Source organism: Micromonospora sp. NPDC048871 (assembly GCF_043198155.1).
Taxonomy (GTDB): Bacteria; Actinomycetota; Actinomycetes; order Mycobacteriales; family Micromonosporaceae; genus Micromonospora.
Genome location: NZ_JBICUM010000005.1, coordinates 26,178 through 38,744, shown reverse-complemented (window position 1 = coordinate 38,744; position 12,567 = coordinate 26,178). Strand labels below are relative to the sequence as shown.

Sequence of the window (12,567 nt, the reverse complement as noted above, 5' to 3'; positions counted from 1 at the left end):
CGGCGCCTCACCACCCGGTCACACGGGGTGCTTGCCATGACGCTCTCCGGGGTGTTCCCGACGTGCGGGATCGGACAGGGTTTCATCGCCTAGGCCTTCCGGGAGAACTTCTTGTAGCCGACATCGGCGATCAAAATCTGCTGCAACTGGGAGGTCCCCTCGATGATCTCGAGGATCTTCGCCTCCCGGAACAGGCGTTCCGCCGGGTATCCCGACCAGCACCCGTTCCCGCCCAACACCTGGACCGCGTCCGACGTCGCGCGTTGGGCGATCGTCGACGAGAAGTACTTCGCGATGATCGTCTCCGTGGTCGCGTCGGCGTGGCGCTGCGCGAGCGACCGGCCCGCGCTGCGACACAGCTCCCGGGCCGCAGCGACGTTGGTGACCGTGTCGGCGACCATCTTCTGCACCAACTGCTGCGTGCCGATCTTGACCCCGAACTGCTCACGTCGCGTCGCGTAGGAGCACATCTCCTCCAACGCCGCCTGCGCCAGCGCGACGCCGGCCCACGCGATGCTGTACCGGCCGTGCAGCAGGGCCGTGTTCACCACGAAGCCGAAGCCCGCGCCGATACCCGCGATGAGATTCTCCGCCGGCACCTCGACGTCGTCCAGCTCGACCTCCGCGATGTGGGTCGCGCGGTTGCCCAGAAAGCCGGACATGGGCCAGGTCCGCACGCCGGGCATGTCGCGCTCCACTATGAACGCGCTCGGGACGCCGTTGTCGGAAGCCAGCACCAGGAACAGGTCGGCGATATCGGCGAAGGAAATCCACTTCTTACGACCGTTGAGGACGAACGAGTCGCCTTTCCGGATGTAGGACGTGGCGACCGAGGCCGCGTCCGACCCCGCGCCTTCCTCGGACAGCGCGAAACAGCCGATTTTCTCGCCGCGGGCAAGGGCGGCGAGGTATTTGCCCTTGAGCCGTTTCGACGCCAGATCCAGCAGCGTCCCGGCCACGATGGAGGTGTGGACGGTCAGCAACGCCCGGGTGGACGCGCAGGCCTTGCCGATCGCCTCGGTGACGTCGCCGTACTCCAGCGGATCGAGGCCGAGTCCACCCCACGCCGTCGGGATCGACGCGCCGAGAAAACCCTGCTCCGCCATCTTCTTGATGACATCCTGCGGCAGGAACTCGTCACGGTCGAACTCCGCGGCCCGCGGAGCCAACTCGGTCTCGGCGAACAATCTCGCTCGCGCGATGACGTCGGACCGGTCCGTGTCACTCACCAGCCGAAGCCTTCAGTTCACCGACCATGTCCGCGAGACGGCGGACCGAACTGAAGTTGCGCAGGATGATGTAGTCGTCCGGGACCTCGATGTCGAATGTGGACTCCACGTAGTGCAGGAGTTGCATGGCGAACAACGACGTGAAGTAACCACGCTCGAAGATGTTCTCCTCGTCGTCCAACTCGACGTCCTGGAACGCGGTCATGTTTTCCCGCAGGTATCCCCGGATCTTCGTCGCAGCATCCGCCACCATCACGTCTGCCATGTTCGCCACCATCTCGTCACGCATCGATCTTGACCTCAATGTATCCGGGGTATTCCTGGCGGACTGCTAGATCGTTCTCGTACAGGTAGTCGTTGCCCTCGCGCCACACCACACGGAAGTTCGCCAACTGGTAGGTCACCAACATCTGGCGGTTCCGGTCGGTACGGCGGAAGCGGGCGAAGAAGCGCTTGCCGTTCTCGGCGGCCCGGTGCAACAAGAAGGACAGCAGGACCGTGCCCACGCCCTTGGACACCGTCCGACACGACATCAGCAGGAGGTTGACCGTCCAGCGGTCGTCCTGCTTCTCCACCAACGCCACGCCGATCTTGCCGTACGAGCCGTAGCGGTCGGTCAGCTCACACACCCAGAGGTCGTGGTCGGGACTGTCCATAAGCTCTTCGAGCTGCTGGTACGAGTACTGGATGCCAGTGGAGTTGAGCTGGTTGGTGCGCTCGGTCAGCTCGGCGAGCCGCAGCAGGTCGCCGTCCTTCGCCCGGGAGATCGTGAAGATCATGTCGAGCCCGCTGAGGAACTCGTCCGAGGCGCCCTGGTAGGCGAGCTCCGCCTCGCTGCGTGCTTGATCCTCCAGGTACATCTGCCGGCGTCGGGCGGCGTCCTCGGTCACCACCGTGGGCGACAGGCGCGGCATCGAGAGCATCGTGCCCAGTTCCGCCGAGTCGACCGTCTCGACGTCCGGGTGGACGAAGGCGACCTCGTCGCGCTCGAACGGCTGGTCGTCCACGAACATGATCGTGTCGATGCCGATGTTCAGCTTCTCCCGGATCGCCGCGACGGAACTGGACTTGCTGTTCCAGTTGATCTGCGGGTAGAGGAAGTACTTGGCGAGGCCGAACTCTTCGAGCTTGCGCACCGCGTCATCGTGGTTGTTCTTGCTGGCCACCGACTGGAGGACGCCGCGGGCATCCAAGGTCTTGATCACGTTGACCACGCCGTCGCGGAGGACGAGGTCGGCGCCGGCCGACAGGGTGCCGTGCCACAACGTGTCGTCGAGGTCCCAGACGACGCACTTCACCATCTTCATAGATCGGAGTCCTCCAGGGGATCGCTGCTCGGCGAGGCAGTGCATGACTGCATCAGTGACTCAGGGAGGTGTTTCAGCGGTGTGCGGAAGTTCGGTGGCGCGGGTGGGCTCAGCGGCCCGCGTAGGTGTAGAACCCCTGGCCGCTCTTGCGCCCCAGCAGGCCCGCGGCAACCATCTTCTTCAGCGTCGGGCAGCAGCGGAACTTGCTGTCCTGGAACTCCTCGTAGAGCACGTTCAAAGAGTTGACCACCGTGTCCAGGCCGATGAGGTCGGCGGTCTCCAGTGGCCCCATCTTGTGCCCGTACCCGAGTTTGAAGATGGCGTCGACCTGCTCCGGCTCGGCGACGCCGTCGTGCACCAGGAAGGCTGCCTCGTTCATGAACAGGTGCGACAACCGGTTGGACACGAAGCCGGGCATGTCGTTGACCACGATGGACCGTTTGCCCAGCGACCGGACGAACTCCTCGGCCTGCTTGATCGTGTCGTCGGACGTGTGGTAGCCGCGGACGACCTCCGCGCACTCCAGCAGCGGAACCGGGTTCATGAAGTGGATGCCGACGACGTTCGGGGGTCGTGGGGTGCAGGCGGCGAGCTTGGTGATGGAGATGCAGCTCGTGTTGACCGCGATCCGCACGCTCTCGCCGCAGATGTCACGGAGAGCGAGGTAAAGCTGCTCCTTCGCGGCCAGGTCCTCGACGATGTTCTCGACGATCCAGTCGACCCCGGCGAGTTCGCCGAGGTCGGCGCCGCAGCGGATGCGGCCGAGGATCTCGTCGGTCTTCCACCCGGCTGCGGCCGGGGACATCATCCGGAACTTCCGGACGAGCTTACGGAGATCGCGGGGCGCGGCGGCCAGCACGTCGGGATCATGATCGGACAAGATCACGTCGTAACCGTTGGCCGCGCACGTGATGGCCACATCCTTGCCCATCACACCCGCGCCGACGACCCCTACTGTCGCCATTCTCTAGCCGCCCCGGGTAATGGGGCAAAATGCACGCGTATACACACCGACGTCTTCCCAACATTCGTCTTCGCACACTACGCAACGACGTTGGGCCTAATACCGACCCGGCGCCTCTTACACGATTAACCCGCTGTTCGGTCCCACTTCATAAATAAGTGGAACCCGGCAACCGGCTCTCGCTCACCCACCGCTGCTAGTTGTGTCAGGTTCAGAACTTCGTGCGACGGATAATACACAGGGCCCGGGGGGCCGTAAAGGCGCATCGCTACTACGGATGGTAGTCGCTCAATTGCGGACCGAGGTCGGGCGACATCGTCTACCCCACCTAGTGATCATGCCGGTAACAATTCACACCCGACCGGCCCGGACATATCATCGCCAAAGCCTGCGGACCAACTGCATTACCGGTCAAAACCGGGCAGGAGTCGATATACGTAGATGATCCGCCGAGTTCCAGCGGTGCAACGAATTCTTTCGGTACACAGCGGACGGACCGCAAGCCTGCCGGCCGGCCACCTCGGCGCCCCCGCACGGCACCGACCATGACGCGGCGCCGCAACCATGCCGCACTGTCCAAACCGCTCCCAACTCGGTGAGGTCGGGCGGGACCGAGCGGACGTGAGGATCGCCCTGTCTGCACGTGAGGAGGGGTGAGCAGCCGCCGTGGATCGTCTCCGACGAGTCGTGGGCCGAGGTCGAACCGCTGCGGCCACCCCGTCCGCCTCGCCGGTACCGCTACCCCGGACGTGTCTCGGGCGGTGAACGACGGCTCCCACGCCCGGGCACTCAAGGGGCGGCCCAGTCCAGTCCGAGCCCGGTTCACCGCCGCAAGCCCGGCTCGAAACACCACGTCATCACCGACGCGGGCAGCCCCCCTCGCCACGGCCCGGACCGGCGGCAACCGCCACGACGTCACCCAGCTCATGCCCTGGTCGACAAGATCCCACCGATCAGAGGGACCTGCGGCCGACCCCGGCAACCACCACATCGGATCCACGCCGACCGGGGCTACGGCTACGACTGCTACCGCCGCCAAATTCGCGCCAAGGGCATCACCCCGGTCGTAGCCCGACGCGGAACAGGACACGGCTCCGGACTCGGTGCCCGAAGGTGGGTCGTCGAGCAGACCATCGCTCTACTGCACCGGTTCCGCCGTCTGCGCATCCGCTGGGAGATCCGCGACGACATCCACTAAGCCTTTCTCACCCTCGCCTGCGCCATCATCTGCTGGCGCCGACTCCACCGCTCAAAGAGTTAGGAGTTGTAAATCCAGACGGTCAGAGTAAAGCGCACCGATCACCGCTGCTCGGCGGGCCGATCCCGGGGACAGCCGAGACCTCCTGGGCAAGCAGGAAATTGGCATCATCGGACTCGACGCGTTCCACGCGCAATTATTCTCCGAGCGAGCGCAACACGCGAAGCCGGTATCGAATCCGCGTCACCCCGAACCAACTTGATCACCCATACAGATCTCGAATGGTCAGGTTGTGTCGGGTTCGAGAGTCAGTCCGGTGTGCGCGAGGAAGGCGTCGAATAGGTCGTGGCGGTATTGGATGCTCTTGAGTCGGTTCTGCCGCAGGGCGGCGCAGACGCGGGCGTTCAGGTTGTCCCAGACGCACACGATCGGGCCGTTGAGCTGCTGGTGGGGCGGTATCCAGCAGGGCGATGTAGTCGCGTTTCGCTGAAGCTACGGCACTCGTTCCGGCGACCGCGGTGCACGATCGTCCGGTAGATCAACCGGGACCGCTGCCCAGGCCGGTAACGGGTCAGCCCGGCGATCGAGACGCGACCGGATCCTCTGCCCGACACCGGATCCACCGGGGTATGCCCGCGCCGTCCCAGGTGCGTGCCTTCGGCGGGCAGCGTCTGGCCGGCCTCGTCCCCGAAGGCCAGCCGCGCCTGCCGCTGCGCCGCTACCGTTTTCCCACCGGCCACGTCTCCCGCCGCCAGCTGACCACTGATCACTACCGAAGCCATCCGCCGCCGGCCCTGCTCCAGAGCATCGGCCAGCCGCCGCAGCCGACCCTCATCCAGCCGGCACCGAGACCCACCCGGCCCCTTCGAGGCCAGGGCCTGCTCACCACCAGCCCGCCACCCGTACACCGCGGTCTGCGACCTCCGGCACCGACACATCCTCGGCGAACCACCCGGCAGCCTGATGTCGCACCGACCCACGCTTCGCCCGCCCACGCGGACAACCCACCACCATCGGGACACCTCACCCCATCGAGCTACCCCCACCCAAGGCCATCACCCAGACCACATCGGACGAACCTGGATATTCAAGATCTGTAGCGCCGCTCACCGCTTGGCAGGCCGCCGGCCGTCGGTCACCCGTTCCGCCTTCGCCGGTCCGGCGGCACCGCTGACTGCTTGGCAACAACACCGGGGGGCGGTTACCGTTCCCCCAGCCGGCGCAGGGCTCGGCAGGTACTTGAACCCGACCGGGCAACTGGCGTCACGTGCCGCCGGCGTCAATGACAGACCGAGCCCCGAGGAAGAATCATGGACCGAACGTTCGCTGACGACGTCGGCGATTGGCTGGTCGCCCAGGCCGACTCGCTCATCAAGGTCGGCGGCACCAAACAGCTCATGGGATCGACCTGGTCCGTGCTGCCCGAGGTGTGGCCTCCCGATCCGGCGACCGAGGTGTTCACCTCCGCGCTGCCCCTTGGTCCCGGCACCCGGTTCCTCGAGATCGGGTGCGGAGCGGGCGTGACGAGCGTGGTCGCCGCCATGGGCGGCTGCGAACGCGTCGTCGCGACCGACATCAACCCGGCCGCGGTCGCCAACACCGAACTCAACGCCAAGGCGCACGACGTCGGACACAAGGTCGAGGCGCTGACCAGCGACTTGTTCCACGAACTCGGCCCCGAGGACGTCTTCGACTTGATCGTGTCCAACCCGCCCCTCGTCAGGGCGAGGGAGGACCGCGTCTACGACCGGCCGATCGAGCATTCGGTGTTCGACCCGGGCTACACCCTCCACCAGCGCTTCTTCCAGGAGGTGAAACCGCACCTCGCAGCCGGCGGGCACGTCTTCATGAACACCAGCGACACGATGGGTGATCCGTACTCCATCGTGGCCCTCGCGGTGCGGATGGGCTTCTCCGCGCGCAAACACCACTCGAACCGGATCGAGATCCCGGGGACGCTGATCGGGTGGACCCCTGCCATCGCCGCAGCCGCAGACGAGCGAGGAATGATCCACGTCGAATCCTCGATCTACGAGTTCAAGCTGCTCTGAGTACGAGGAGGAAGAGCCCGCAACCGGAGCCCGTCCGCGGTAGATGCTGGCGGAGCGGTTCGGGCGGGTGGGGCGGGCTGGCGGCCAGGTACACCGGTCCCCGACGGCCTGGTCAGCGCCTCTCTACCGTCGGTGGCGGCGGCGGTTACTGGCCGGCGCCCGGTGACGACTGCTGGCCCAGTAACCAGCGGCGCCAGCCCGCTACGTCCTTGCCGGAGCCCGTCGATCGGATTCGTACATCGCCCAGCAGGGTGTGCGCCCGGATCCGGATCCGCGGTGTTCCCGGCACCGGGGGGATCGGGGCCAGCTGAAGTTCACGGTCGCTGAGCAACCCGAACCCGGCAAGCTCGACATCCACCCCGTCGGGCACCGTTATCTTGATGTCACCCAGGAGGCTCCACGCCTCGATCTCCACGACGGCCTCGGCGCAGACACTCGTACGCAGGTCAAGATGGACATCGCCGAGCACGCTGAACGTCCGCAGCCGGGCAGGCAACCGCCACCGCCCCACCCGCCGCTGGTCGCCAAGGATCGCGACCACGGTCGACACGGTCTGCGTACTACCGACCGGAGGCGGCTCCACCACCACCCCGGCCATCGCCCGCTCCAGATCTTCGATGCGCTCGGCCGCCCACACCGCCCCGACCCGATCGCTGAACTCCTCCAGGGTCAGCCGGCCCTCGCCGACCGCCTCCTGCAGCGCCGTCGCGGCGGCCTCCTGCTCCAGCTCACTCGGTTTCCGTGACAGCTGCTCAGGGCGAGGCTCGATCTCCACCTTGTCGAGCCTACCGGCCCACACCCACCGCTCGTCGAGTGGTTCACGACCGGCCGAGCCGGCAACAACGGTGCTGTGTGGAGGTCGCTCACCTGGTACAGACGCTGTCGGCGCCAGAGACACCAAGGCCAAGGGTCAAGGGCCGATCGGTCACGTCCGCGCTGGTGGTGTAGAAGACGACCATCGCTGGATCCGGTTTGATGTTAGGCGGCGATCGGGGTAGGGTCGGGCTGCTGGGTGCGGCGTGCTCCGGGCCCGGCAGCGGCGACAACTCGGGGCAGGTACTCGGCGACCGTCGGCAGAACGGCAGGGATAGCGGGGTGAGCCTGTAGATCGGTCACCGTGACGCCCAGGTGAGCCAGAAACCTGGCTGGCGAGCGGCAGCGACGTGGTCAGCGTTCATTGCCGGCTCCCGCCAGGTGAGTATGCAGGTCGGCGAGCAGGCGTACGACGTGCTGACGAGATGCACGACGAGCAGATCGTGCGTGACGATAGCGGCGAACATCACGGGTTTTCCGGGCCCGATGCGGCACATCTGCCGGGCATTCGCCGAGAATGGCCAGGTCACCTCGGCTGCCCACCTGGTAGCGGCCGTCGTTGGCCGAGCAGATGACGAGCATGCCGTGGCGCGGCTCAATGTCGAGGCGGAGTACGGGGGCCAGCCCAACGCGCGCAGGAGGTGCTGCGCGCCCACCCGGCCACAGCGAGTCGGGAGAGCCATCCACAGCACCAGGCCGGCGTCGGTGATCGCCGTCGGGCACACTCGTTCCTGAGCCGGGTCAAGTTGTCGAGGTACGCGGTTCGACGTGGGCGGTGGCTCAGGTCAAGCAGCAGGGACTGCCGCGCAGCCCTGCGGACGAGGCGGTTGCCTCGCTGAACCACGCCGTGACCCTGCAGGCGCTCGACGAGGACCGGCTGGGTGAGGAGTTGACGGTCGTCTGGGAGTTGGAGGTCGGTCACACCGTCACGCCCGCTCAGGGTCTGCCGACGCAGGTCAACCCGGACGCCTTCGACGATCCGAACACCCTTGCCGGGTTCGTTGACGCGATGCGTTGGGGTGCGGTGACCTCGGCGGATGACCGGAGCGTGCAGGCGCCGTTCCACAGCGGGGTCGCGGTGGAGGCGTACCAGCTGGAGCCGCTGCGACGGGCACTGTCCTCGCCCCGGACGAACCTGCTGCTCGCTGACGACGTCGGCTTGGGCAAGACCATCGAGGCCGGCTTGGTGGTGCAGGAGCTGCTGCTGCGGCACCGGGCGCGGACCGCGATCGTGGTGTGCCCGCCGAGCCTGGCACTGAAGTGGCAGGATGAGATGCGGGACAAGTTCGGCCTCGACTTCACGATCATCAACAGCGAGATGATGCGCGAGGTACGGCGCCGGTACGGCCTACACGCGAACCCGTTCCAGCTGTACCCGCGGGTGATTGTGAGCATGGCGTGGTTGCCGCAGGTGCGCGCCCAGCGGATGCTGCGTGACATCTATGCGCAGGCGGCGAGCACGAAGACCGCTCGACGGTATGCGTTCGACATCCTGATCGTGGATGAGGCGGTTGCTGTCCGCCACCCGCGACGTGGAGAAGGCCACGGCTTCGAACTACCGGGACGCGCTCCTACCGGTCCGGGCTCGACTCGGCGGGAAGCCGCTCCAGGACGTCAACGAGGCAGACATCGAAGCCTTTATCGACTGGATGCTGACAGAGGGCCGGCGGCGTGGCGGCAAGCCCGGATCGGGACTTGGCGTCCGCTCGGTGCGCCTGACGCTGGGCCGACTCCGGACCGCGCTGAACGTGGCGGTCCGTCGTCAGCTCGTGGTGCGCAACGTCGCCGCGTACGTCACCATCCCCCGAGCAGCAGCGAAGGCCGCTATCGAGGAACGGGCGAAGCGTAAGCCCTGGACCCAGGACGAGGTGAAGACATTCCTCACCGGCATCACCGGCATCACCGGCATCACCGGCGAACGCCTGTACGCCGTCTGCCTGCTGTCACTGATGGGCCTCCGACCGGCCGAAGTGTGCGGGCTGCGCTGGTCCGATGTCGACTTCGACGCAGGCACCATCGCCGCCGGGGACAACACACGAACGCTCGTCGACGGCGAGGTCGAGGAGAAGAAGGCCAAGTCCGCGGCTGGCCAACGCGGCCTACCGATGCCGGCAACCGTGGCGAAGGCGCTGAAGGCGTTCCAGACCCAGCAGAAGAAGGAACGCCTGAAGGCAGGCGACGCCTACATCGGCAGCGGCTACGTCCTGGTCAACGAGATCGGCGAGGGGCAGCGCACCGACTGGCTCCGCCGCCGGGTGTACGGCCTGATGGCCAAGGTCGGGGTCCGCAAGGTCCGACCGTACGACGCCCGACACGCCTGCCTGACCTACCTCGCCGCCGCCGGAGTACCCGACGTCGTTCTCGCGGCCTGGGCCGGCCACGCGGACGGCGGCACCCTCGCCAAGCGGGTCTACGTCCACCCCGACAGCAGCCACCTGAAGGTGGCCGCCGAGCACCTCGAATCCGGGCTGTTCGGGTAGCTCTCACACCCGGATTTCAGCAGTACGCGCGTACGTGATGAATTGTGAGACGAGACAGCAAAAAGCCCTGACCCACCAGAGTGAATCAAGGCTCTGACCTGCTGAAACTCTGTCGGGACGGCCGGATTCGAACCGACGACCCCTTGACCCCCAGTCAAGTGCGCTACCAAGCTGCGCCACGTCCCGTTGCCACCGCCGGACCTTGCCCGCGGCAGCCGGTACAGCTTAGCGCAGCCTCCCCCATCCGTCGCACAGCCCCCACCCCCATACCGCCGCCTCGACGAACAGCCCACCACCCCTAAAGCATCCTAGGAAGATGGGTGGGCAGCAAAGGGCCCGGGTGCGGAGGCAAGCAGCCTCGACACCCGGGCCCGGGTAGAACAGCGATCAGCCGTGTGCCTTGCCCCGGCCGCCGGGGCCGAGCTTCTTGCGGGGGCGTACCGAGATCTCGATGGGGCTGCCCTCGAAGCCGAACTCCTCGCGGAGCTTGCGCTCGACGAAGCGTTGGTAGCCGGCGTCCAGGGGGCCGGTGGTGAACAGCACGAACCGGGGTGGGGCCACGCCCGCCTGGGTGGCGAACAGGATCCTCGGTGCCCGTCCCCCGCGTACGGGGTGCGGGGTGGCCTGGACCAGGGCGGTGAGCCAGGCGTTGAGCTGGGCGGTGGGGATGCGGGTCTCCCAGCTGTCCAGCGCCCGGTGCAGGGCAGCGGCCAGCTTGTCCACGGCCCGACCGGTCATCGCCGACAGGTTCAACCGGATCGCCCACGGGATGCGGCGCAGTTCCCGCTCGATCTCCTTGTCCAGGTAGTACCGGCGGTCGGCGTCGACCAGGTCCCACTTGTTGAAGGCGATGACCAGCGCCCTACCGGCCTCGGTGACCATGGACAGGATCCGCTGGTCCTGTTCGCTGATCGGCTCGCTGGAGTCGAGCAGCACCACCGCCACTTCGGACGCCTCGATGGCCGAGGCGGTACGCAGGCTGGCGTAGTACTCCGTGCCGCTGGCCTTGCCGACCCGCTTGCGCAGCCCGGCGGTGTCCACCAGGTGCCAGGTCTCGCCGCCGATGGTGACCAGGCTGTCCACCGGGTCGACAGTGGTGCCGGCGACGGAGTCGACCACGGCGCGTTCCTCGCCGGAGAAGCGGTTCAGCAGGCTGGACTTGCCGACGTTGGGCCTACCGACCAGGGCCACCCGGCGGGGACCGCGCGGGCGGTTCTCCACGATCTTGGGTGCCTCGGGCAGCGCGGCCATGATGGCGTCGAGCAGGTCACCGGAGCCGCGGCCGTGCAGGGCCGAGACGGGGTGCGGTTCACCGAGGCCTAGGGACCACAGGGAGGTGGCCTCCAGCTCCACGGAGGTGTTGTCGGCCTTGTTGGCGACCAGGATGACCGGTTTGGCGCTGCGCCGCAGCATCCTCACGGCCGCCTCGTCGACGTCCGTGGAGCCCACCGTGGCGTCGACCACGAACACCACCACGTCGGCGGTGGCCACGGCCGTCTCGGCCTGCGCGGCGATGGCCGCGGCCCGGTCCTTGGCGTCCGGTTCCCAGCCGCCGGTGTCGACCACGGTGAAGGTCCGGCCGGACCACTGTGCGTCGTAGGGGATCCGGTCGCGGGTCACCCCGGGGACGTCCTCGACGACCGCCTGGCGGCGGCCGATGATCCGGTTGACCAGTGTGGACTTGCCGACGTTCGGGCGGCCGACCACGGCCACCACCGGCTGCGGGCCGGTCGGCTCCTCGATGTCGAGGTCCGGTTCCCGCAGCTCCACCCAGCCGTCGTCGTTGCTCATGCCACGCCCCGCTCGGCTAGCAGCTCACGCAGTCGGGCCACGACCTCGTCGATGCCCAGTTCGGTGCTGTCCAGCACCACGGCGTCGGGGGCCTGGGCGAGCGGGTCGGCCTTGCGGGTCGAGTCCAACTGGTCGCGGCGGGCCAGGTCGGCGGCGGTGGCGGCGACGTCGGCGGCGTTCTCGGCGCTGCGCCGGGCGGCCCGGGCCGCAGCGGAGGCGGTGAGGTAGACCTTCAGGTCGGCGTCCGGGGCCACCACGGAACCGATGTCGCGGCCCTCGACCACCATCCGGCCGGCCTTGGCGATCATGTCGCGCTGCCGGGCGACCAGCAGGGCCCGCACCGCCGGTACGGCGGCCACCGCGGAGACGGCCGCGGTCACGTCGGCGCCCCGGATCTCGGCCTCGACGTTCACCCCGTCGGCGGTCACGGTGTAGCCGGCCGGGTCGGTGCCGATGCGCAGGTCGACCTCGCCGGCGACCTTGGCCACGGCGTGGGCGTCGTTGAGGTCGACGCCGGAGCGCAGCACCGCCCAGGTGACGGCCCGGTACATCGCGCCGGTGTCCAGGTAGCGGGCGGCCAGGCTGGTCGCGAGCCGTCGTGAGACGGTGGACTTACCCGAACCGGACGGCCCGTCCACAGCGACGACGCAGCGTCCGACCGGTATGTTTTCTCCCACCGTTGTCCTCCTCAGCCCGTACCTCACGATCCGCCGTCAGCGGCGGACGCGAGCGGT

12 protein-coding genes and 1 tRNA gene are annotated in these 12,567 nt (G+C 67.5%); 4 read left to right on the top strand and 9 right to left on the bottom strand.

What is annotated here, in order from left to right; genetic code table 11:
• Positions 1-89 precede the first annotated feature (89 nt).
• The 4 genes from ACGFIK_RS13865 to ACGFIK_RS13850 all read right to left on the bottom strand — a co-directional run bounded on the left by ACGFIK_RS13865 (position 90) and on the right by ACGFIK_RS13850 (position 3,500).
• Positions 90-1,229, bottom strand: coding sequence for an acyl-CoA dehydrogenase family protein (locus ACGFIK_RS13865; protein WP_327026651.1), 1,140 nt, complete (start codon positions 1,227-1,229; stop codon positions 90-92).
• Entirely contained in the window at positions 1,222-1,494 is a 273-nt protein-coding gene (locus ACGFIK_RS13860) for a phosphopantetheine-binding protein (protein ID WP_327026652.1), read from the bottom strand. The genes ACGFIK_RS13865 and ACGFIK_RS13860 overlap by 8 nt, the downstream gene beginning before the upstream one ends.
• A 16-nt stretch (positions 1,495-1,510) precedes the next feature.
• The gene (locus ACGFIK_RS13855) at positions 1,511-2,536 is read right to left on the bottom strand and encodes an HAD-IIIC family phosphatase (RefSeq protein WP_357532042.1); all 1,026 of its coding nucleotides are present in this window, start codon (positions 2,534-2,536) and stop codon (positions 1,511-1,513) included.
• Between the two features lie 109 nt (positions 2,537-2,645).
• Positions 2,646-3,500: a 3-hydroxyacyl-CoA dehydrogenase family protein gene (locus ACGFIK_RS13850; RefSeq protein ID WP_327026654.1), complete on the bottom strand. Its 855-nt coding sequence runs from the start codon at positions 3,498-3,500 to the stop codon at positions 2,646-2,648.
• A gap of 643 nt (positions 3,501-4,143) precedes the next feature.
• Between ACGFIK_RS13850 and ACGFIK_RS13845 the strand changes: the two genes are divergently transcribed.
• Positions 4,144-4,698, top strand: a complete 555-nt coding sequence (locus ACGFIK_RS13845; RefSeq protein ID WP_393339512.1) for a transposase — start codon at positions 4,144-4,146, stop codon at positions 4,696-4,698.
• A gap of 1,415 nt (positions 4,699-6,113) precedes the next feature.
• The gene (locus tag ACGFIK_RS13840; protein WP_327026655.1) at positions 6,114-6,749 is read left to right on the top strand and encodes a methyltransferase; all 636 of its coding nucleotides are present in this window, start codon (positions 6,114-6,116) and stop codon (positions 6,747-6,749) included.
• Positions 6,750-6,894: 145 nt separating this feature from the next.
• Here the strand turns inward: ACGFIK_RS13840 and ACGFIK_RS13835 are convergent, their stop codons facing one another.
• Positions 6,895-7,524 (bottom strand): DUF1707 domain-containing protein, encoded by a 630-nt coding sequence (locus tag ACGFIK_RS13835; protein ID WP_327026656.1) that lies wholly within the window; start codon positions 7,522-7,524, stop codon positions 6,895-6,897.
• Between the two features lie 337 nt (positions 7,525-7,861).
• On the bottom strand, positions 7,862-8,092 hold the full coding sequence (locus ACGFIK_RS13830; RefSeq protein WP_327026657.1) for a hypothetical protein: 231 nt from the start codon (positions 8,090-8,092) through the stop codon (positions 7,862-7,864).
• 245 nt (positions 8,093-8,337) lie between these two features.
• Here ACGFIK_RS13830 and ACGFIK_RS13825 point away from each other — a divergent pair, with 245 nt between their 5' ends.
• On the top strand, positions 8,338-9,411 hold the full coding sequence (locus tag ACGFIK_RS13825; RefSeq protein WP_327026658.1) for an SNF2-related protein: 1,074 nt from the start codon (positions 8,338-8,340) through the stop codon (positions 9,409-9,411).
• The gene (locus ACGFIK_RS13820; RefSeq protein ID WP_327026659.1) at positions 9,332-10,042 is read left to right on the top strand and encodes a site-specific integrase; all 711 of its coding nucleotides are present in this window, start codon (positions 9,332-9,334) and stop codon (positions 10,040-10,042) included. The genes ACGFIK_RS13825 and ACGFIK_RS13820 overlap by 80 nt, the downstream gene beginning before the upstream one ends.
• A gap of 112 nt (positions 10,043-10,154) precedes the next feature.
• Here the strand turns inward: ACGFIK_RS13820 and ACGFIK_RS13815 are convergent.
• From ACGFIK_RS13815 to cmk, 3 genes are all read right to left on the bottom strand, one after another.
• Positions 10,155-10,228, bottom strand: a tRNA-Pro gene (locus ACGFIK_RS13815).
• 201 nt (positions 10,229-10,429) lie between these two features.
• A complete protein-coding gene (der, locus tag ACGFIK_RS13810; protein WP_327026660.1) occupies positions 10,430-11,833 on the bottom strand; it encodes a ribosome biogenesis GTPase Der in 1,404 nt (467 codons plus the stop codon).
• On the bottom strand, positions 11,830-12,510 hold the full coding sequence (gene cmk / locus ACGFIK_RS13805; RefSeq protein WP_327026661.1) for a (d)CMP kinase: 681 nt from the start codon (positions 12,508-12,510) through the stop codon (positions 11,830-11,832). Before cmk ends, der begins: the two co-directional genes overlap by 4 nt.
• Positions 12,511-12,567 lie beyond the last annotated feature (57 nt).

Bases quoted from the DNA above. Each gene is read 5' to 3' on its own strand.
- ACGFIK_RS13860 (WP_327026652.1), bottom strand. From the start codon at position 1,494: ATGGCAGACGTGATGGTGGCGGATGCTGCGACGAAGATCCGGGGATAC.
- ACGFIK_RS13855 (WP_357532042.1), bottom strand. From the start codon at position 2,536: ATGAAGATGGTGAAGTGCGTCGTCTGGGACCTCGACGACACGTTGTGG.
- ACGFIK_RS13850 (WP_327026654.1), bottom strand. From the start codon at position 3,500: ATGGCGACAGTAGGGGTCGTCGGCGCGGGTGTGATGGGCAAGGATGTG.
- der (WP_327026660.1), bottom strand. From the start codon at position 11,833: ATGAGCAACGACGACGGCTGGGTGGAGCTGCGGGAACCGGACCTCGAC.